Annotated in this window: 21 protein-coding genes; all 21 read right to left on the bottom strand. The window is 44.2% G+C overall.

The features are described from left to right. Positions 1-151: 151 nt before the first annotated feature. Complete coding sequence (ulaG, locus tag O3620_RS08610) at positions 152-1,243, bottom strand: L-ascorbate 6-phosphate lactonase (protein ID WP_002902226.1); 1,092 nt, start codon at positions 1,241-1,243, stop codon at positions 152-154. 182 nt (positions 1,244-1,425) lie between these two features. Further along, positions 1,426-3,117, bottom strand: coding sequence for a transcription antiterminator (locus O3620_RS08605; RefSeq protein ID WP_002920282.1), 1,692 nt, complete (start codon positions 3,115-3,117; stop codon positions 1,426-1,428). Positions 3,118-3,289: 172 nt separating this feature from the next. Further along, on the bottom strand, positions 3,290-3,991 hold the full coding sequence (locus tag O3620_RS08600) for an L-ribulose-5-phosphate 4-epimerase (RefSeq protein ID WP_002920288.1): 702 nt from the start codon (positions 3,989-3,991) through the stop codon (positions 3,290-3,292). Beyond that, positions 3,991-4,854, bottom strand: a complete 864-nt coding sequence (locus tag O3620_RS08595; protein ID WP_002920289.1) for an L-ribulose-5-phosphate 3-epimerase — start codon at positions 4,852-4,854, stop codon at positions 3,991-3,993. Before O3620_RS08595 ends, O3620_RS08600 begins: the two co-directional genes overlap by 1 nt. A 3-nt stretch (positions 4,855-4,857) precedes the next feature. Next, positions 4,858-5,523, bottom strand: a complete 666-nt coding sequence (locus tag O3620_RS08590; protein WP_011837547.1) for a 3-keto-L-gulonate-6-phosphate decarboxylase UlaD — start codon at positions 5,521-5,523, stop codon at positions 4,858-4,860. A 53-nt stretch (positions 5,524-5,576) separates the two neighbouring features. Then, positions 5,577-6,062, bottom strand: a complete 486-nt coding sequence (locus O3620_RS08585; RefSeq protein WP_023916969.1) for a PTS sugar transporter subunit IIA — start codon at positions 6,060-6,062, stop codon at positions 5,577-5,579. A 148-nt stretch (positions 6,063-6,210) separates the two neighbouring features. Continuing rightward, a complete protein-coding gene (locus O3620_RS08580; RefSeq protein ID WP_002899074.1) occupies positions 6,211-6,489 on the bottom strand; it encodes a PTS sugar transporter subunit IIB in 279 nt (92 codons plus the stop codon). 29 nt (positions 6,490-6,518) lie between these two features. Then, entirely contained in the window at positions 6,519-7,976 is a 1,458-nt protein-coding gene (locus O3620_RS08575; protein WP_002899076.1) for a PTS ascorbate transporter subunit IIC, read from the bottom strand. Positions 7,977-8,419: 443 nt separating this feature from the next. Next, positions 8,420-8,677, bottom strand: a complete 258-nt coding sequence (locus O3620_RS08570) for a hypothetical protein (RefSeq protein WP_002893837.1) — start codon at positions 8,675-8,677, stop codon at positions 8,420-8,422. Between the two features lie 58 nt (positions 8,678-8,735). Beyond that, positions 8,736-9,056 (bottom strand): hypothetical protein, encoded by a 321-nt coding sequence (locus O3620_RS08565; RefSeq protein ID WP_223323636.1) that lies wholly within the window; start codon positions 9,054-9,056, stop codon positions 8,736-8,738. A 40-nt stretch (positions 9,057-9,096) separates the two neighbouring features. Beyond that, positions 9,097-9,780, bottom strand: a complete 684-nt coding sequence (locus O3620_RS08560; RefSeq protein WP_002920292.1) for a type II CAAX prenyl endopeptidase Rce1 family protein — start codon at positions 9,778-9,780, stop codon at positions 9,097-9,099. A 468-nt stretch (positions 9,781-10,248) separates the two neighbouring features. Then, positions 10,249-12,387: an ATP-dependent Clp protease ATP-binding subunit gene (locus tag O3620_RS08555; protein ID WP_002920293.1), complete on the bottom strand. Its 2,139-nt coding sequence runs from the start codon at positions 12,385-12,387 to the stop codon at positions 10,249-10,251. A 457-nt stretch (positions 12,388-12,844) separates the two neighbouring features. Continuing rightward, complete coding sequence (locus O3620_RS08550) at positions 12,845-13,609, bottom strand: amino acid ABC transporter ATP-binding protein (RefSeq protein ID WP_011837550.1); 765 nt, start codon at positions 13,607-13,609, stop codon at positions 12,845-12,847. 12 nt (positions 13,610-13,621) lie between these two features. After that, positions 13,622-14,308: an amino acid ABC transporter permease gene (locus O3620_RS08545; RefSeq protein WP_002893845.1), complete on the bottom strand. Its 687-nt coding sequence runs from the start codon at positions 14,306-14,308 to the stop codon at positions 13,622-13,624. A gap of 3 nt (positions 14,309-14,311) precedes the next feature. Then, on the bottom strand, positions 14,312-15,004 hold the full coding sequence (locus O3620_RS08540) for an amino acid ABC transporter permease (RefSeq protein ID WP_002893846.1): 693 nt from the start codon (positions 15,002-15,004) through the stop codon (positions 14,312-14,314). 207 nt (positions 15,005-15,211) lie between these two features. Further along, positions 15,212-16,096, bottom strand: a complete 885-nt coding sequence (locus O3620_RS08535) for a transporter substrate-binding domain-containing protein (protein WP_002902202.1) — start codon at positions 16,094-16,096, stop codon at positions 15,212-15,214. Positions 16,097-16,111: 15 nt separating this feature from the next. After that, complete coding sequence (locus O3620_RS08530; protein ID WP_002914090.1) at positions 16,112-17,113, bottom strand: uroporphyrinogen decarboxylase family protein; 1,002 nt, start codon at positions 17,111-17,113, stop codon at positions 16,112-16,114. A gap of 83 nt (positions 17,114-17,196) precedes the next feature. Then, a complete protein-coding gene (locus O3620_RS08525) occupies positions 17,197-17,397 on the bottom strand; it encodes a hypothetical protein (RefSeq protein WP_002911630.1) in 201 nt (66 codons plus the stop codon). Positions 17,398-17,452: 55 nt separating this feature from the next. Continuing rightward, complete coding sequence (locus O3620_RS08520; RefSeq protein WP_371601643.1) at positions 17,453-18,499, bottom strand: uroporphyrinogen decarboxylase family protein; 1,047 nt, start codon at positions 18,497-18,499, stop codon at positions 17,453-17,455. Positions 18,500-18,713: 214 nt separating this feature from the next. Beyond that, positions 18,714-20,525, bottom strand: a complete 1,812-nt coding sequence (glmS, locus tag O3620_RS08515; protein ID WP_002920298.1) for a glutamine--fructose-6-phosphate transaminase (isomerizing) — start codon at positions 20,523-20,525, stop codon at positions 18,714-18,716. 350 nt (positions 20,526-20,875) lie between these two features. Beyond that, a complete protein-coding gene (gap, locus tag O3620_RS08510; protein ID WP_002893859.1) occupies positions 20,876-21,883 on the bottom strand; it encodes a type I glyceraldehyde-3-phosphate dehydrogenase in 1,008 nt (335 codons plus the stop codon). Between the last annotated feature and the right edge of the window lie 18 nt (positions 21,884-21,901).

The raw sequence follows: 21,901 nt of genomic DNA, 5'->3' as shown, positions 1-21,901 counted from the left end.
AAGCCTTTATCCATTTGAACTTTTGCTTCATCAAGTAGAAAAACATTTTATAATCAATGAAAATCTAAGGGCAAACTAGAAAGCTAGCCAAGGACTGAATTTAACCACAGCAAGGAAGAGCTGACAAGTTTTGAAAGATTTTCAATGAATATTAAAGGAGGGCTTTAAATTGAATATTGGACTCTTGCTCGAAACAGTCATCAAAGCCACGAGGATGGTGGTATTCAATTCTATCTTTGTCCAGAGGATAGGTATACTTGCCGCCCACTTCCCAGATGAATGGATGGAACTGATATTGAAGACGCTCTTTACGCATTTTCCACAAGGCTAAAATCTCATCGGTTGAAGCCATGAAGTTAGACCAGATATCATAGTGAACTGGGATGATGACCTTAGCCCGCAGGTTTTCAGCCATACGCAGTAAGTCGATAGAAGTCATCTTGTCCTGAATACCGACAGGATTGTCACCATAGTTATTGATAGCTACATCAATCTGGAAGTCCTTACCGTGCTTAGCAAAGTAGTTAGAGAAGTGAGAGTCTGCACCGTGATAGATGGTTCCGCCTGGCGTTTCAAAAACATAGTTAACTGCCTTTCTTGCCATTTCTTCATCAGTCACAGCCAGGCCAGCCAGTTCGCCATCTTGAGCTTCAGCGCCTTCGACTGGCAGAGTCACCAGACAGGTACGGTCAAACGATTCAACAGCTGTCACCTTGATGTCCTTAAACTCAAAGCTTTCACCTGGCTTGATAACAATGATGCGTTCTTCAGGCACACCCCATTTTTTCCAAATTTCGCCACACTCATAAGGTCCGACAAACTTAACATGGTCCAAGTTAGGATTGTTGACAATAGCCGCTGCGGTATTGATGTCAATGTGATCGCTATGGAAATGAGAAACTAAATAATAATCTAGTTCATTGATAGCAAAAGGATCGATAACCATCGGCTGCACGCGCAGATTGGGCTGCAGCTTGCGGACACCAGCCATATTGGCCATCTGATGGCCTCTGACCATATCTTTAACCTTCTTGGTTGATTTTCCTCGGTTAGACCACAGATCCATGACGACATTGGCACCGCCCGGCGTCTTAATCCAGACACCGCAGTTGCCCAGCCACCACATGGCAAAATTGCCTTCTGGCACTACTTCTTCTTCAATTTCTTCATTGAGCCAAGTGCCCCATTCTGGAAAAGTTGACAAAATCCAAGATTCTCTGGTAATGTCTTTCACGTTTGGCATAGTCCATTCCTCCTCAAAAATTGATTGATTTCTATGCTTCTAGTATAGTCCGCCTCAAGGGATAAAAAAAGACCAAATAAAACACAGGTCTGTGTTCAAAACTGGACTATGAAGCAAGACTTGCTCTCATCCCACTTTTAAGAAAATATCCCTTTTCCAGCTAAAAAGCTAGGAACTATTTCCTAGCTAATATTTTTCATCCAGTCTTCTGTGTCCTCGGCAGAGCTAGTCAGCAGTTTCTCGTGGACTAATTTTTGAATTTTTTCTTTTAATTCCTGAGTGCGGCTGACATCTTTTACATAGCATGATAGCAGTTTTTCCAAATCATGATTAAAAGTGTTGGCCTGTTCAGGACTCTGAGTCATGACAAAATGACTGATATTGAGAATATCCTCATGATCCAAAATCGGATGAACCTGAATGACTGGCAGATCTGTCTCCAAATCTTCATTGGTAGTGATTAACAGATCAGCAGTGAGCACATCTTCGACACTTTTGAACTGCTCGGTTGTAAAGACAGCTTCCAAACGCTCATTAGGCAAGTAATAACGGCATTGTTTCAGCAGTAGCTTTGAAAGGCCCACTCCTTCATCACAGACCAGATAGATTTGTCGATTATCCTGCTGCTCTGCTTGACTATTTTTCAAAGAGCCTCCGATATGGATAGTCAGATAAGCAATATCGTCATCTGTCAGCGCCACAAACCACGCTTCTTCTAAAATCACAGCAGAGGATTTTGTAAAAGTAAATAAATCAGCATACTTGGACTTTATGAGACGCGTGAGCGGATTTTTGGACATAATGCCGTAGGTCTTGCGAAAGAGCAGGGCCTTACAGTGGGTTAGGAGATTACGCAACAAGTCATCCCTATTCTCAATCTCATAGGAAGAAGCTTCAAAACGCCAGAGAAAGGCCTCCAGAGCCTCCTGCAGTTGGGCAAAATCCTGACTAGTCGCATGAATATCCTTATCCTTACGATAAGACAGTAAAAGCACGGCTAGAAGCGAGATTTCAATATCACTCAGCCGAATAGCTAGTTCATGCTCCATGCGCTCACTCAAGAGCTTGGCCACCCGATACTCGATCCGCTTGCGAATGAGACTAAATTCCTGAGAGATACTGTTTTCTTCTTTCGCTTCCAGCTCCATATTGCGACAGCTGAGCAGCAGATAAGGCAGCACTTCCAGCATAAAGGCAATCTCATGGCGGTTGATTTTTTTGCCCAAGTCCTGCTCTACTAAGGGAACTTGCTGACTGAGAAGGCTCTGCAGTTGATGAGATAGGAGCACTTCTCCATCAAAGAGTTCCTTGAACTTCTTCACCAAAACATCTACGAAAGCTTGGCTGCCCTCAATAAAAATGTGATAGAGCAGCGAGTGTACGTACTGAATCTTATTGAGAGGATGGCAGTCCAGATAATAGCCTCTGGATTTGGTAGAATAGAGGTTAACTAAATACTGCTCTGTCGTCAGTTGATTGCGGATATCGTTTAGGTCATTAAGCACGGTATTGCGCGAGACATCTGTCAAATCCATCAGCTTTTCGATGGTCACCCGCTCCTTGGCCGTACAGATATAGAGGGATACGAGCTGCATGCGTTCATTTGCACTCAGGATGTAGCTGTGGGTATCCACATGAAGCAACAACTCTCGGCACAAATTCTTCTGCTGCTCTGTCAGTAAAATCCCCACCCGCGGCTGGCTAACAATCTCTTCTTCATAGTCCGCCAGAGCATCATTGATTTTTTCCAAATGATAATAAACTTTTCTGCGCGATTGACCCAGCTCTCGGGAAATAGTCATAATAGTAGCTGCTTCTTGCAGCCCAATCAGGTAGCGCAAGAGTTCACAACTTGTTTTATCCAATAAAATCATGATTCCTCCTTTAAAAAATATTTACAGGACATTATAACATTAGGATATTACAATATGATGAACGAGACGTGACGACAACTCCTAATCCCTTCCCAGCCGACCTACTGCTCAAACGACAAAAGGAGAGAGCATCTGTCTCTCCAACTTGCAAAGCATTTCTAGTAAACTTTGCTTAACCTCTCTGTCCATAATAGGCGTTAGGACCGTGTTTGCGCAAATAGTGCTTGTCCATCAGATATTTAGGTGCTGGCTTGACGCGTGGATTAATCTGCTCTGTAAAGCGCGCCATCTTAGCCACTTCTTCCAGCACAACGCTATGATAGACTGCTTCTTCCGGCGACTTACCCCAAGTGAAAGGACCGTGGTTGCGCACGGTGACGCCAGGTACTGCCATTGGATCAATGTCACGCTCGCGGAAGGTCTCAATAATCACACTGCCTGTTTCCAACTCATAGGCGCGGTTGATTTCATCCTCAGTCAGAGAACGAGCTGCTGGAATGGGACCATAGAAATAGTCTGCATGAGTCGTCCCGTAGAAAGGAATATCCCGACCAGCCTGAGCCCAGCCAACAGCCTCTGTCGAGTGCGTATGAACAACACCGCCAATCTTAGGGAAGGCCTTATAGAGTTCCACATGGGTTGGAAGATCAGAGGAAGGATTGAGCTCTCCTTCTACAACCCGGCCGTCCAGATCTGTAACTACCATATTTTCTGGCGACAGCTTTTCATAAGGGACTCCGCTAGGTTTAATCACGATGTAGCCAACCTCTCGGTCAATTGCAGAGACATTGCCCCAAGTAAATTTGACCAAACCGTGCTGGGGCAAGGCTACATTGGCATCATAGACACGTTTTCTCAATTCTGGTAAGAGCATTACATCAACCCCGCTTTCTCAATGAGTGGATAGAGGAAGTCTTTGGCTTCCTGAATGGCTGCTTTGGTTTCTTCTACTGTCTCGCAGTTTTCAGACCACATTTCAATAAGGAATGGCCCCTGATAGTTGGTCTGCTTGAGGACAGCAAACATTTCTTCCCAGTCAACGCAACCCTTGCCAAAAGGCACATCTCGAAACTGGCCTTTGGACTGCTCGGTCACGGCATAGGTATCTTTCAAATGCAGGGCTGCAATAGCTTGATGCCCCAGCAGAAACTCACTGTAAAGGTCATTGTGCCAGGCAGAGACATTGCCTGTATCCGGATAGACAAAGAGATAAGGCGAATTGATTTCTTTCGCGACAGCCAGATATTTCTCAATGCTGTTGATAAAGGGATCATCCATAATCTCAATCGCCAGCATGACCTGAGCCTGCTCCGCCCAATCACAAGCCTGGCGGAGATTTTTCAGGAAACGAGCACGAGTTTCAGGAGATTTCTCCTCATAATAAACATCGTAGCCTGCTAGCTGAATGACCCGTACTCCCAAGTCCTGAGCTAGCTCGATACACTGCTTCATAGTTTCCAGTGACTTAGCTTCCAGTTCTGGATCATTGGAGCCCAGCGGGTAGCGGCGATGGCCGCTAAAGCATATGGTCGGAATGCGGACGCCGCTTTCATAAATAGCCTTTACTAACTCCAGCCTCTGCTCCTTAGACCAGGAAAGGCGAGCTAGACGTTCGTCCGACTCATCCACCGACATTTCGACAAAGTCAAAGCCTAGTTCTTTAGCAAAAGCTAAACGCTCAGGCCAGGAAAAATGCTTGGGTGTCGCCTTTTCATAAATTCCAATTGGACGTGCCATGGCTTACCCCCAAATTCGCTTGATTTCATCTTTAAAGGCCCGCGCAGCAGCAGCCGGATCTTCAGCCTCAGTAATACCGCGTCCAGCAATGAAGGTGAAGACATCAACTCCTTCAAAGAGTTTGAGCGTATCAATATTCAGACCGCCTGTCACTGATACACGGAAGCCCATTTCAATCAGCTTCTTGACCTTATTAAGATCCTTTTCTCCCCAAGTTTCCCCAGCCAAAAGAGCATCACGGGATTGGTGGTAAATAGCCTGAGAAATACCTGCATCCAGCCAAGTCTGAGCCTGTTCATAAGTCCAGTCTCCGTAGAGTTCAACCTGAATTTCCCCACGTTGGCCGCGCTCTTCCTGAATAGCTTTCAAGGCTGCCTTCATGGTTGGAATGGTGGCTGAGCAAATACAGGTCATCCAGTCTGCACCACGCACTGCATTGTTTTTAGCTACGGTTCCGCCGGCATCCGCACACTTGGTATCAGCCACGATGATTTTCTCTGGAAAGAGACTGCGGAGCACTTCAACAAGCTCGCTTCCCACCTGCAAGAGACAGACCGTTCCTGCCTCAATGACATCTACTTCATGGCCGACAGAAACAGCCGCCTTGATGGCTCCCTGCAAATCTGAATGGTCCAATGCTACCTGTAAATTTGGAATCTGTTTTGACATCTTTTTACCTCTCTTCTTAGTTTCAATCATATCCTAGTCTCTCTGAGCATCCATCAGGAATCCAGATCCAAGCCCTGCAAGTAAGGACTGTCCTTTGATTCCTCTATCAGAGCCAGCACTTCTTCGTCACTCTTGCAAGTCTTAATCCGCTCAATGGAATTTTCCAGCTCAAAAAGTGCAATAATCTGCGGAATGGCTACGCTGGTATGAATCTTGGAGCTGGTAGCCGCCAAAGAAAGCAGAACACTGACCTCCTTACCATCTGAAAAAGTGACTGGTTCTGTCAGTGTAATCAGGGAGAAGGCGTCGCGATTAACCCCTGCTTCTGGTCTGGCATGAGGCATCGCCATGCCCGGCATGAGAATGTAATAGGGTCCATATTCTTCTGTCGACTCGACGATGGCATCGTAGTACTGAGGCTGAACAGCTCCGCTCTCAATCAAGGGCTCTACTGATAGCTTGACTGCTTCCTGCCAAGTCTCGGCTGAAAGACCCAAACGAATAGACTTGTTGTCTGTCAATGCTTGTTTTAAATTCATTTCTCTTCCTTTCATTGGATACAAGGGGCATCTTCAATACCTTCCAAAATTTTAGCCCCTGCTCAATCTCACAATAGATAATATAGGAAGGTGGGGCAGCCTAACCACCCCACCCTAACTGAGAACCCATCTTCATAGATAGAAATTCTTACAATACCTGACTTAATTTTTCAGTGATTTCCTTATCATCCATCAGGTTGTCCAAGCCGATTAATTTTCCATTGGTTCGGCCTTCCAATTCATTGATTAAATGCAGAGAAGCAATGACAATATCGTAGCCCGAAGCTAAACTTTTAGCTTCTCCGACACTGCAAGAATTGACCGTAAAGTCTGTTTGTCCCAAATTACGAAGTGCATTTTCCACTTTCATTTTAATCACCATAGATGATCCCATGCCATTTCCGCATGCTGTTAATACTTTAACCATTTTAGTTTCCTCCGAAATCTTATTTTATATTAATCTTCTGCCTGTACCTGACCTTGATAGTAGGCTTCCTTATCCTTCGCTCTAGCGAATTGCAGCTGAGGAATGAGTAAGAAGAAGAAGCAAACCAGAGCGTAACCGATAATACCCAGATATTTGAAGATGTAGCCAAAGCCTAACCATGGAATTTCAAAATCGATATTACCGTGATATCCGCCGTAAGAAGCCAAGCCTAGCAGAGCCACACAGAGAGCACCAAGGGCTACCTGCAGCACACCTGAAATAAATGATAGGACAAGGGCTGCTTTCCAACCACCACGCTTGTCGGCATAGACTGCAATCGCTGCATTGTCAAAGAAGACAGGAACGAAACCAGTGATAATCAGGATTGGATTTTTGAAAACAATCAATAGTACAATGGTAATCAGTTGACCAACCAAACCAAAGGCAAAGCCGGAAAGAACGGCATTTGGTGAGCCAAATCCATAAGACGCTGCCACATCCACCGCTGGGAAGGAACCTGGCAAGAGCTTGCTTGAAATACCTTGAAAGGCATTAGTCAGCTCAGATACGAACATGCGCACCCCTTGCATGAGGATGAAGAGATAGACTGAGAAGGTAAAGGCTGTCTGAATGATATACATATAGAAGTCTTGCTTGGCAGGGTCAAATGGTGTACCAGTTGTGATAACTTCTTTGTTGGCCATAACATCTGGTCCCAAGACTAAGAGGATAGCACCGAAGAAGACTAGCATCAAAGTTGCAGAAGCAACGACAGTATCATGGAAGATAGACAGGAACTTAGGCAGCTTCAGATTGTCCAGATTTTCTTCTTTTTTACCAAAGAAAGGCGCAACCTTATCAACGAACCAGATGGCAAATTGCTGCTGGTGACCGATGGCGAAACCACCACCTCCAGTCAAACGCTGAGTAGCTTCGACAGTCATATTGGAACTGACAGCCCAGTAGAGACCACAGATGAGGCCGATAGCCAAGGTTCCCCAGCTATTGCGCAGCTGCGGTACCAGCAAGAGCACCATCAGTGATACAGTAGCAGCCTGCTGAACCATGATGTGACCAGTGATGAAGAGAGTCCGAATCTTAGTGACCTTACGGAAAGCTACTAGTAGGATGTTGAAGCCAAACCCAATCAAGAGAGCTGTTGTAGCTGTTCCGACAAAGTTTGGGAATTCTTCCGCAATCTTTGTATTCGCCGCTGTCAATCCAAAGTAAGGATCAATGACTGCAGCCCCAATTTTGAACTTAAAGTTCAGGGCTGCCAGAATTGGTCGGAAAGTATTCACCAGACCGGCTGCTCCGGCATTAAGAATCAAATAGCCGACCGTTGCTTTAATGAAGCCGGCAAACACATCGTGGGCAGGTTTCTTAAGCAGTGCATAACCGATTAGCACCAAAAGGCCGACGAAGAAAGCTGGATTTTGCAGAATGTTCTGCGAGAACCAATTTAGAATATTAAGAAGGATATTCATGGTAACTCCCCTTTATTTTTTATTTTTCTTATTCTTATAGATTTATTATAAATCGTGAAAGCGGTAACAAAAAGACCAAGAATTACACAGGCGACTGTTCACTCTTGGACTGTCAAAAAAATCTGCCCCTAAGGACAGAAAAAAGTAAGAAAGTGAGCATGGCTGCTCCTAAATTCGACGGCACCTATGGCTCGTCTCATTAAGTTTTTGAGGAACGTAGTTTTCGCTAACGTTCAAACTGCATCAATGCCTCTAAGCTCTGCTTGACTCTGCGAGCCGGCAATCGCTAAGAAATTAGCGGAACGTAGACTTCGCTTGCGCTCAGTCTGCATCAATGCCTCTAAATTCGACTGCGCCCACGGCTTGTCTCATTAAGAGGCATAGAAAAACCCAGCTATCCAATGGTTAGCTGGGTTAGGGTTGAGCTACATCATAGTTTTAGACTATCCTGCGGCCTTTTGATGAATGGTGATGCCGTATTTTTCATGGTTTTCTTCATACCAATTAATTAAGGCCATCGCAGTTTGATAAGTAATGTTCTTAATTTTGCTGGTCCCTTTAGTTAAGGTCAGGATACTCATCTTGCTGATGTTTGCATCCGTCGCAATTCGATAACTAGTTAAGGTTCCATTAACTAACAACTGAACAACAGCCTCGACTTTCCTATAGTCGGGCATGGTTGTAATATCCAACTTTTTCATAATTAAATCCTCTCCTAAAATTTAATTTACTAATCCATTATACACTTTTTTCTGACATTTACATATATAAAAACTTGAAAATGTACAAAAAAATTAGAACATAACTCATTGAAATGTCAACTTTTTCCATTTTTACAGACTTTTGATAGCCTTTTACCTCTATTAAATAGAAAAATAAATCAACATTATCATCTTTTGTTACTCTGTTAGCTCGCCTTTCCATACTCCTGTTTTTTCTCCATTTTCGTATAGCTAGACTAACTGTTAAATAAAGAATAGTCGGAATCATCACCACTGAAAGCGAGAAGAGGAAAGCCTGATTTTTTTCTACCGAGACAAAGCCTAGTAATCGTAAAGGATTTATAACCGCATCTTCCATAGTATGCATAATTACCAGCGGCCAGACAGACTTAGTAAGTCTAAAAATCTCTGTGTACATGACCGTCCAGCATACAACAATTATCATCCCGCCCGATAAGGAGGAATGTAAGACTTCCAACCGGCAAGGTATTTTGGATTTCTCTCTCAGACAGAAACTCCATAATGTAAGGCAGATGCCAAATCCACCAGATAAATCCAACAAGTAGATATAGTTTTAAGTCAGATAATTTTAATTTGATTAATTGATTGGTAAGATATGCCCTCCAAACGGATTCTTCAAAAATATTTTTTATGAATTGAGCCCCTATCTGTGTGAGCAAGATTCCAAGATAGACCATGAGCTCAACCTTCACATCTGTCACTCTGATGCCTTGTGCCACCAGTCCCAAGAATCTCACTATCATCGTAACAAGAAGGTAGACTAAAAAACTAACAAGGTATAACGTTTTATTATTTTTAAAATTAATGGAAAAACCTGCCTCTTTACAGCCGTCTCCGCCAAGGCTTCGAAGAAAGATGGTACAGATTAACGGAGTTAGCAGCCAAATCAGCATCCCTAAAGAGCCGCTTCCTATCTCTGTTCCGATACTTTCGTAAGGAGCCTGGCCGGTTACTTTATCAACAACATAACCAGTCCAGCCACACAGGGTGCTGAGAATGGCAAAGATAATGACATTGTGCTTAATTGTTGTTACTGTTTCATAGCAGTCTGCTTTCGTCAAAAATTATTCATCTCTCTTATTTTAAATCCTTCTGCATAAAGTTGATCCCCTGATAGGCTAATATACTGGCTTTATAAAGTTGCCATTTGCTGTCTTCCTCCAAATTGTCTAAATTTTTCCTTGAAAATCCTACAGCATGCGAGCTTAATCTCTTGTTTCAGAAAAGCTAGGTTGCTAGCTTGATTCTAGCCATCGACTGCTTCGGCAATATCAAAATTTTGTTTCATTTTACCGATACCTTCTAAGCAAGTCTGGCTTTTCTTCAGCATCAGGTTTCAATGTTTTTCTTTTTATATACCTAATAGAAACATTTCTTTTAAGTGATATCAAGGAGAATTTAGTTGATATTTTGGGATAAATACTAATTTATTTTCAGAAAGGATAGTTATTTGGAATTACTACTTAACAAAAAAGACCTGCCTTCATCTAAGAAGGAGGTCTTTGAAAAGTTAGTTGACTTAGTAAGTTTTATTCTGCCTGCTTGTCTTCTTCAGATGCGGAAGAACCCTTTTCCTTGATAACCAAGACACCATCTTCTAAATCGGCTGTCAAGTGCTTAGCATCTAGATTATCCAAGTGGAAGTCAGTCACCTTGTCACGAATTTGCTGCTCGATGACACGACGGAGCGGACGAACACCCATGACTTGGTCATAACCAGCGTCGCGCAGGAATTCCTTAGCTGCATCAGATACAGTCAGATCAATTTCTTTCTTGCTCAAGGTTTGATTTACTTCGATCAGCATGAGATTCACAATCTCCATCAAATCTTCTTTCTTGAGATGAGAGAACTCAATAACCGCGTTGAAACGATTGAGGAATTCTGGACGGAAGTAAGCTTTGAGTCGATCCATCAGATCAGGCTTTTCAGCATCCTCTTCCAAGCCTGCTTCGTAGCCAAATCCAGCATTGGAAGTCGCAATAATAACCGTATTCTTGAAGTTGACTGTATTCCCTTGACCATCTGTCAAACGACCGTCATCCAGAACTTGAAGGAGAAGGGTAATCACTTGTGGATCCGCCTTTTCAATCTCATCCAAGAGAATGATAGAGTAAGGATTGCGGCGCACACGCTCGGTCAGGGTGTTATTGTTGTCATCATATCCGACATAGCCTGCAGTCGTACCAATCAGCTTGGAAACAGCAGTCCGGTCAGAGTATTCAGACATATCCAGACGGATAATGGCCTCTTTAGTACCGAATATATCTAGAGCTAGTTGCTTAGCAAGCTCAGTCTTTCCGACGCCAGTCGGACCAACAAAGAGGAAGCTTCCGATTGGACGGTTACCTTCATCAAATCCTGCACGGTTACGGCGGATAGCTCTAGCCACGGCTTCTACAGCCTTATCTTGGCCGATAACTTTAGCTTTGAGACGGTCATTCATGCCCTTGAGGCGCTCAATGTCGCTGGCACCCATTTGAGATACCGGCACACCCGTCATCCGTTCAACAGACTCTGCTACGTCATTGACTGTAGCTGTCACCTTCATATCCTCAGTGTGATTTTGAATTTTCTTTTCCAGCTCTTCAATGCGAGTCTTGGCATTCAGAGCTGCTTCATAGTCTTCTTTTTCAACAGCTGCTTCCTGCTTGTCTTTCTGTTCAGCAATCTCATTTTCAACCGCATGAACGTCAGTCACTGGATGCTGGGCTGCCAAGTGGGCAGCAGTCACGTCGACCAGGTCAATCGCCTTGTCTGGCAGGCTCCGTTGTGGAATATACTGGACAGAGTAGTCCACAGCCGCTTTCAGCACTTCATCTGGCAGGATGACATTGTGGTGCTTTTCATACAGGTCCCGAATGCCTCGAAGAATCTGATAGGTATCCTCGGCAGACGGTGCGTTGACCTTGACTTCGTTGAAACGACGAGCCAAAGCTGCATTTTTAAGGATAGTATTGCGATACTCGTCCTGAGTAGTAGCCCCGATAACGGTCAGCTCACCACGAGAAAGCGCCGGTTTGAGAATATCTGCCAAGCCCTTGGACCCGCTGTCTCCGCCAGTAGAGCCTGCTCCTAGGATTTGGTGGATTTCGTCAAAGAAGAGGATAATGTTGCCTGCTTCCTTGACTTCATTGACCAAGTTTTGGATATTTTCTTCAAAGCTACCACGATACTGGGTACCAGCTTCCAGACCGGAAATATCAACAGAAATAATTTCCTTGTTCTTGATAGCCGCTGGCACATCACCATTGACGATAGCCTGAGCCAATCCTTCTACGACAGCTGTCTTACCAACTCCGGCATCTCCGACCAGAACCGGATTGTTCTTAGTCCGGCGGGAAAGGATTTCAGCTGTTTCTTGGATTTCCTTATTACGCCCAATGACTGGATCTAACTTACCGTCACGCGCTTCCTGAGTCAGATTGCGACCTAGCTTAGCTAGGATACCATCTTGCTTAGGTCCATGAGCAGCAGTCTGGCTAGTCTGCTCACCTGCTCCTTGACCGGGGAGCTTGCCAGTAGCCCGGTACTGAGCAAACTCTTCCGGTGTGACCTCTCTACCATTAATCAAGTAGCGCCGGTGTTCGCTGTTGTAGCCGCCCATGCGCCCCATGAGTTGGTTGAAAAGGTCGTCCATATTGTTAAAATTGTTGTAGTTGTTGTTCATAGCATTACCTCGCTTTTTTCATATTTTGCTTTACATAATTTTTGATTTTACCAAAGTTTCAGATAAGAAATCTCTTCCTTATCCACTATAAATTTTGATTTGGGAGATCTTCTGCAATCTATTATTTTACATAACTTATTCTCTTTTCAAAAATCAAGACTGATTCAGTCTCTATTTTTATGAGTGATTTGATCTCTTTCAGAAGAAGATGATTTTACATAATTTTCAATCCTCCCAAAAATAATTGCCTTCCGGCTGTATTCATACCTTCTAATTAAATTTACGTAAACTTTTTTGTTTACAGTTGTAATTTTATCATGACAGAATTTATTTGTCAATAGATTTTACATAATTTTTTAAAATAAATTTACAGTTGTAATCGAAGTTATCGTTTAGGTCCTTTTCGTTCCTATAAAGACGCTTTTTTATAATAAAAATCTGGACATAATCCAGATTTTTAAATCATATACTCTACACTATAGCTGGCATCGGACAGAATGCGGGACAGAAACTGTTGGGTCCGCTCTTCCTTTGGACTGCTGAAGAATTCCTGAGGAGGGTTTTCTTCGATGATGTGACCTCCGTCCATAAATATGACATGGTTGGCCACATCACGGGCAAAGCTCATCTCGTGGGTCACAACGACCATGGTCACTCCCTCCTGAGCCAACTGCTTCATGACACTGAGGACTTCGCCGACCAGTTCCGGATCTAGAGCCGAAGTTGGTTCATCCAGCAGAATGACATCTGGCTTAACAGCAATGGCACGGGCAATCCCTATCCGCTGCTGCTGGCCGCCTGATAGCTGCGAAGGATAGTAGTCCTTGTAGGCCAAGAGTCCCACGCGCTTCAAGGACTCTTCCGCAATCTTAAGCGCTTCTTCCCTCGGTATCTTACGAGCGATCACTAAGCCCTCTAAGATATTTTCAAGGGCAGTTTTATTGGCAAAGAGATTATAATGCTGGAAGACAAAGGCTGTCTTTCTACGAATTTCCAAAATCTCCTTTTTGCTGAGTTTAGCCAAATCATAGTCCTTACCAGACAAAGTCAGCTGGCCGCTATCCGCTTTTTCTAAGTGATTCAGACAGCGCAGAAATGTTGTTTTCCCAGAGCCTGAGGGTCCCAGAATAACCACAACGTCACCTTGATTGACCTTGAGACTGACATCTGCCAGCACCTGGTGCTCTCCAAATCGTTTGGAGATATGTTTTACTTCTAACATAATCTTTCCTTCCTAAGCAAGAGCGTAGCGTTTTTCCAAGCCCCTAAAAATCCACTGAATCAAGCCACAAATAATGAGATAAATAACAAAAATCACCAGATAAGACTCTGAATATTGGTAAGAATGGGAGGCTTCTATCTTAGCCAGGGCTGTGATATCCTTGACTGTCATGACAAATACCAGCGAGGTTCCCTTGACTAGATTGATAACTAGATTGGCCAGATTGGGCAGGGCAGAGCGCAATGCCTGAGGAAAAACAATTCTCCGATAGGCTTGAAAATTCGTTAAACCAATCGCTTGAGCCGCTTCTAACTGTCCTTTATCCACCGTCAAAATGGCAGAGCGCAGAATTTCCGATAAACTGCCTGTCGTCATCAGGCTATAGATGATGAAAGCATAGTAAAGCGGATTGAACTTAAAGACGTCTACCTGACTGCCCAGACTTTTAAAAATTTGATTCAATAAGCTAGGAAAAAGACTGTAGAAAAAGAGAATGAGCAAAATGGGAGGCGTCGCCCGAATAAAGGCCAGATAAACCACTGAAAAAGTCCGAACACCCCGAACTTTATAAATCTGTCCCAGAGCTAGAAGCAGAGCCGGAATAAAGCTGAGCAGAATAGCCACCACCATAATGATCAGGGTTACTGGTATGCCTTTCAAAGTAACCAGAAAGGTGTTTACAATATAATTCAAATCCATGCTTTACCTCTCCTTGACTGTCAGACTTTTTTCCAGAAGCTGGGAAGCCAGCGAAACCACTAGGGCAATCCCCCAGTAAATCAAGGCCACCGCTGTATAGGTTTCTAGGGAATAATTGCCCAGATTACGACTGATAAGATTTTGCCCTGCTCCCATGACATCCACTGCCCCAATCGTATAAGCCAGCGCAGCATCCCTCATGAGATTAAGAAGGGCAGTAGTCAGATTGGGCAGGGCGATGCGAAACGCCTGTGGCAGGACGATGCGCAGAAAAGTCTGCGCCGGTGTCAAGCCAATACTGAGACCTGCCTCAGTCTGCCCCTTGGGAACAGCAAGATAAGCTGCCTTGAAGACTTCCGCAATCATGGCCGCAAAGAGCAGAATCATGGTGATGATGACAAAAACAGTCCGCGACCAATTATTGATATCCAGCCCCAGCCACCATTCTAAAAACTCTGGAATGCCATAAAAAACCAAGAAAAGTAAGACAATAGGCGGTGTACATCTAAGGATAAATATATATCCTCTAGCTAGGCCAGCAAAAGACTGCTCCTCAGAAATCTGAGCCCAAGCCAATAGACCACCCAGCAAGGAGCCAATCAAAGCTGTCACAAACATAATCCATAAAGTGGTCGGCAGAGCCTGCAGCAGACTAGGCAGCAGGCCAAAGACACGGGACAAGTCATACGAGACCATAATTTTCTTCTCCTTCGACAGTGATTAGATAGAATAAGCTTCTCTTGGACGGACACTTTCAGCTTGGAGCAACCATGCTCTCGCCTAGCTATCCTCTTTGAAAATTCCTTCAAACAGCAGCAAGGTCAGCTTAGAAGCCACCAACTCTATTTTCAGCCAGCTTCTCAGTCAGCCTTTTGATTTTCCATAATCAGCAGACAGCAGCAACTAATCCTTGTCCACATAAGAGAAGACATCCTCTCCGAAATACTTTTCAGATAGTTTAGCCAAGGTTCCGTCTTTTTCCAGTTCCTTAATTGCCTTCTCGTATGCCTTGGCAAATTCTTCATTCTTTTCGTTTTTATGCAGCAGGGGATAGGTCGGAATCCCCTTGTAAGGGAACCAAGTCAGTTGATCCGCATACTGATGGTAAGAACCTTCTTTATCTGTCACAGCTTTTTCAAAAGACAGCTTGATGTCAAAGAAAGCATCGTAGCGCCCTTCCAGAACCCAAGCATAAGCATCAGCTACCTTGAAGGACTCTGCTGCAGTCAAATCAATAGGAGCACCGCTATGCTTCTGATTATACTCTTCGATAACCGCCCATTGAGCATTCTGCGGAGAAATCGGTACCAACTTGCCCTTTTCCTTGGCAAAATCATCAATGGTCTTGTATTTTTCAGCGTCTTCCTTGCGGATAGTGAAACCGATAATGCTAGCGCCGATTGGGCTTTCTGGAATGATGAACTTCTTCGCCCGCTCTTCAGTGTACCATGCTCCCTTGGTTCCAATATCATATTTCCCAGATTCCAAACCGACTAAAAGATCTTCATCACTGGTACCAGTATATTCAAACTGATAGTCTGGCAGCTTTTCATCAATGGCCTTGAGAACAGCAACTTCATAGCCATCTGACTCGCCTTTTTCGTCCACAAAGTCATAAGGAACATAGTTCTGTGTATGTGCCACTTTCAATGTCGTGACCTTGCCACTGCCTGATGCAGAGCTGCTCGTCTTGCTAGATGAAGCACCTGTCAAGGTTCGCCCCAAATAAGTCGCCACTACAATAGCAATCACTGCTGCTCCACCAATAATCCATTTTTTCTTGCTCATTCTTTCGCCTCCTTCTTATGCTAAACTTGCTGCTTGGCGAACCCACTGAATCCGCTCTGCTTCAATATCGCTTGGAATAGTACAGTCAGCCCCGATAATCAAAGCTACCTTGCCAGCCTCTGCTATCAGCCGCTTGGTCTCGTCTTGAATAACTGCTTGACTGCCCGTGTAGAGCAGGCCTTCCTTGCCATTTTCAAAGCCACCCAAGACAGTACGACCGCCAAACAATTTCCGGCCCTCCGCTAGGCTGATGCCTTCTGGCCCCACTGCCCAGTTGATGACCTGAGCTGGATAGTCAGTAAAAAGATGAACATCATTTCGCGCGCCTTCGTAACCGCAAATGTGCAGGATATTCACTCCGCCAGCCGCATTGGCTGCTTCCAGCACCGCCAATTCACTAGGAGCAATAAAAGCCTTATAGTCTTCAGCCGACACCCGCGCATCCTGAATGCTCTGAACGCTGAGGTAGATTCCATCCGCACCAGCTTCCTTGATAATCCGCTCCGTCAGAGCTGCAATATCTTGAGCAATCACATCCAGCACCCGCTTCGTGAGCACCGCATCCTCCACCAAGAAATCTGCAATGATATCATCTCCACCAGCAACCTTACCGATCAACCATTTGAAGTAGGTCACTGGCGCAAAAATATTGTAAATAGCGACCAAGTCTTCTGTAAATCCAGCCCTAATCTTCTGAACCAGTTCCACTTGCTCACTAATCCAAGGGTGGTCAGCACCTAGCGGCTCAATATCTGCTAAGTCTTTTATAGATTGGACTTTTTTCAAGCGTTCATTAGGATAGGCAAAATAACCATCACTCATCAGCTTGATAAAGTCTGGCTCGACTTCTGCCAGAAAAGCTTGATGGCCAGCCAGATTTTTCTCAATAATGGCCTGATTTCCAAAACCTACCAGCCACTCATCCTCGTTGGTAAAATGATGCCAGAAACCAACTGGCACTCGGTCAACGGGCTCTCCTCTGAAGGCCTTCAGTACTAATTCTCTTTTTGAAGTCATCTTTTCTCCTTTTTTATTATCCTTATCTAGCCAATGGTTTGTTTTTTAGCTTGCTCATTGAGCTAAGTCAACCTTTTAAAATTCTAATCCGACAAGAGCAGGGCAGCGATATCATTGGGCTGCATCAAGCCAGTTGACTGCTCAGGCAGTTTCTTGAGCGCCTGCAAATCATCTTCTTTTTTGTCTGAAGACTGATGAGCATAAATCTGACTGATGCTCAGAAAGGTTCCTATTATCAATAATATCAGAGCAAGAGCAGCAAGCATTTTTTGATACCGATTCATCTATCTTCCTCCTTGAAAGAGTTGAAAATTGCTCTTTAGGACTTTGGCAATTCCATCAGAACTGATTAGCTGCCTGGCGGATCCAGTCCAATCTTTCTATTTCAAAATCATCTGGTACAGTACAGTCAGCCCCTAGAATCACTCCCTGACTGCCAGCTGCAGCCAGCAACCGCTTGGTCTCATCCTCTAATTCTGCACGACTGCCTGTATTTAGAAGAGCTGCTCTGCTATTTTCGAAGCCCCCAAGGACAGTCTGACCGCCAAAGAGCTTGCGCCCTTCCGCTAGGCTGACACCCTCATGGTGAGTTGCCCAGTTAAAGACTTGAGCCGGATAGTCTTTGAACAGTTCCAAATCATTGCTGGCTCCTTCAAAGCCGCAGATGTGGAGGATATTCACTCCGCCAGCCGCATTTGCCGCTTCCAAAACCTTAACCGTACTGGGCTCAATATAACTACGATAACTAGCCGCATCTACCCGGCCGTCTTGGATTTGCTGTGTACTGAGATAAATCCCCTCAGTGCCCGCTTCCTCAATGATACGTCTAGTCAAAATAGCAATATCGCCGGCAATGACATCCAAAACTTGTCCTGTCAGCTCGGGATTCTCTGCTAAAAAATCTGCAATTTCTCTATCTCCTCGCGACCCTTCCCTGCGGAACCAGCGCTTGAGATAGGAGACCGGTGCAAAGATATTGTAGAAGGAAGCGAGGTCCTCCGGATAGCTTGCCTTTACAGCCTTCACCATCTCAATCTGCTGCTCAATCCAAGGATGATACTCGCCGATAGACTGAATAGCAGCCAAGTCCCGAATGGACTCAATATGATCCGAATAAAGCGCACTAGGATACTTAAAGAAGCCATCGCTCATAATCTTGACAAAGTCTGGCCGTGCAGCTCGAACATAAGCAGCATGCCCCTCAACACTTTTATTGAAAATCACTGGATTATCCAGGCCCAGCATCTTTTCCTCTTGGCTTACAAAGTGAAACCAAAAACCAACTGGTACTCGGTCAACTTCTTCACCTCGAAAAGCTCTCAGCACTAATTCTTTCTTACTGACCATTACTTCCTCCTTCTTTGAATTTGTAATATATCTTACCATCCTCTCCTTCTCCTGGGAAATATATTTTCCCTATCAGCCTGATTAAAAATATTTATCAAAGCAAAATAAAAAAGCTAGACTAAGCTAGCTTTTTCAAGGCTTTTCAGCCTCTGCTGAATAACCTTGTTTTTTGTACCTTTTTTAGATAAGTACCATATATATATATTTTCTATGGATGAGATAGGCAATCTTTATAGGCAATGGCCCTCTGTGCTTATTCTACAGTGACAGACTTAGCCAGATTACGAGGCTTATCTACATCCAGACCACGGTGCAAGGTTGCAAAGTAAGCAATGAGCTGTGTCGGTACCACCATAGAGATTGGTGACAGGTATGGATGAACCTGATTGAGTACGATATCGTCGCCTTCTTTGGCTACATTCTCCTCAGCAATAGTCAGCACCTTGGCACCCCGAGCTACGACTTCTGAAATATTGCCCCGAGTATGACTAGCCAAGACTTCGTCTGAAAGCAGGGCCAAAACTGGCGTTCCGTCTTCAATCAGAGAGATCGTACCGTGTTTGAGTTCACCAGCTGCAAAGCCTTCACACTGGATATAAGAAATTTCTTTGAGTTTTAAGCTAGCTTCCATCGCCACATAGTAGTCTTGACCACGGCCGATATAGAAAGCATTGCGAGTTGTTTCTAGAAGGCCGCGGACCTTATTGTCAATCAACTCCTTTTCTGACAAAGTGGACTCAATAGACTGCGCAACTAAGGACAGCTCGTGAACCAAATCAAAGGCTGCCGCTTTCTCAGAAGCATTGGCATCGCCAACAGCTTTAGCCAAGAAAGCCAAGGCTGCGATTTGAGCTGTATAGGCCTTAGTAGAAGCAACCGCAATCTCAGGACCTGCATGCAGCAGCATGGTATGATTGGCTTCCCGAGAAAGCGTAGAACCCGGAACATTGGTCACGGTCAAACTTGGAATGCCCATCTGATTCGCCTTGACTAAGACCTGACGGCTGTCAGCTGTTTCGCCAGATTGGCTGATAAAGATAAAGAGAGGCTTCTTGCTAAGGAGCGGCATAGCATAACCCCACTCAGAGGCAATGCCCAGCTCAACAGGTGTATCCGTCAGCTCTTCCAGCATACGCTTAGAAGCATAGCCAGCATGGTAAGAAGTTCCAGCCGCAAGGATATAGAGACGGTCAGCTTCCTGAACAGCCTTGACAATATCCGCATCAACTGATACTTGCCCCTTATCATCTGTATAAGCGCTGATTAGCTTACGCATCACAGTTGGCTGCTCGTCGATTTCTTTGAGCATATAGTATGGATAAGTCCCCTTACCGATATCGGACAGATCTAGCTCAGCAGTATAGCTTTCACGCTCCAGAGTATGCCCGTCATAATCCTGCACTTCCACACTGTCTTTACGGACAATAACCAGCTCTTGGTCATGAATTTCCATAAACTGACTTGTCTCGCGAATCATGGCCATAGCATCTGAGCAGACCATATTGTAGCCTTCACCAAGCCCGACTAGTAGTGGAGATTTATTTTTAGCAACATAGATAACATCTGCATCTTCTGAATCCACCAAAGCAAAGGCATAAGAACCACGGATAATGTGAAGAGCTTTTTTAAAGGCTTCTAAAAGAGACAAGCCTTCTTCTTCAGCAAATTTGCCAATCAGATGCACAGCAATCTCTGTATCTGTCTGCCCCTTGAAGTCATGACCAGCTAGATAAGTATTCTTAATATCAAGGTAGTTCTCAATTACACCATTATGAACCAAGACAAAACGGCCGGTCTGTGAAGTATGAGGATGGGCATTGTTTTCACTTGGTTTTCCATGAGTAGCCCAACGAGTATGTCCGATACCAGTAGTCCCAGCAACATCAATGCCAATTTTAGCATGTAGGTCAGCGATACGACCGACCGACTTGATCAGACTAGAAGTTTTCCCTGTTGTTACAAAAATTCCAGCTGAGTCATAACCTCGGTATTCCAGCTTTTCCAAGCCCTGCATCAAAATATCTGTTGCGTTGCGATTTCCGACAACTCCGACAATTCCACACATAACATTACTTCTGATTTCTAGTCTTAGAAACCAGCCCTTCTTATTAAAATTGGTATAGTTCTATTGAAGTTAAATAACTTCAATAGAGATAGTATACAAACTCTTTTTTGGTTTGTCAAGCATGAAATTGGTATAGTTTTCTTTAAGAAAAGTATGCTTAGCTTCTCTTACCGCAAAACAGCCCCTTGAAGCATTTAGAAAAATGGACAGAAGTATCAGAACTGACTTTCTATATGACTAAAAATTTGGAAAATAGAAGCTCAATAAACCACAAACCTGTCTTTGATGATTCTCACAAAGCAAGGTACAGAAAAAGAGACTCAAATGAGTCTCTTTCTTTTACCATTGAATTATTTAGCGATTTTCGCGAAGTATTCAAGAGTACGTACAAGTTGTGCAGTGTATGACATTTCGTTGTCGTACCATGATACAACTTTAACCAATTGTTTGCCGTCAACATCAAGAACTTTAGTTTGAGTTGCGTCGAACAATGAACCGTAAGACATACCTACGATATCTGAAGATACGATTGGATCTTCTGTGTAACCGTATGATTCGTTAGCTGCTGCTTTCATAGCTGCGTTTACTTCATCAACTGTTACGTTCTTTTCAAGAACAGCAACCAATTCAGTAACTGATCCAGTTGGAGTTGGAACGCGTTGTGCAGATCCGTCCAATTTACCGTTCAATTCTGGGATAACCAAGCCGATAGCTTTAGCAGCACCAGTTGAGTTAGGAACGATGTTTGCAGCACCAGCGCGAGCACGACGAAGGTCACCACCACGGTGTGGTCCGTCAAGGATCATTTGGTCACCAGTGTAAGCGTGGATAGTAGTCATCAATCCTTCAACAACACCGAAGTTGTCTTGAAGTGCTTTAGCCATTGGAGCCAAGCAGTTTGTAGTACATGAAGCACCTGAGATAACTGTTTCAGTACCATCAAGAACGTCGTGGTTAGTGTTAAATACAACTGTCTTAACGTCATTTCCACCAGGAGCAGTGATAACAACTTTCTTAGCACCACCTTTAAGGTGTTTTTCAGCAGCATCTTTCTTAGCAAAGAAACCAGTTGCTTCAAGAACGATTTCTACACCGTCAGTAGCCCAGTCAATTTGTTCTGGGTCACGTTCAGCAGAAACTTTAACGAATTTACCGTTAACTTCAAATCCACCTTCTTTAACTTCAACAGTACCATCGAAACGACCTTGAGTTGTGTCATATTTCAACAGATGTGCAAGCATTACTGGATCTGTAAGGTCGTTGATGCGAGTAACTTCAACACCTTCTACGTTTTGGATACGACGGAAAGCAAGACGACCGATACGACCGAAACCGTTAATACCAACTTTAACTACCATTCGTGATTTCCTCCTTAT

It is taken from the genome of Streptococcus sp. 27098_8_134, assembly GCF_041431675.1.
GTDB lineage: Bacteria > Bacillota > Bacilli > Lactobacillales > Streptococcaceae > Streptococcus > Streptococcus sanguinis_R.
Note: the sequence above shows the minus strand (reverse complement) of the source record. Positions and strands in the feature narration are given on the sequence as shown.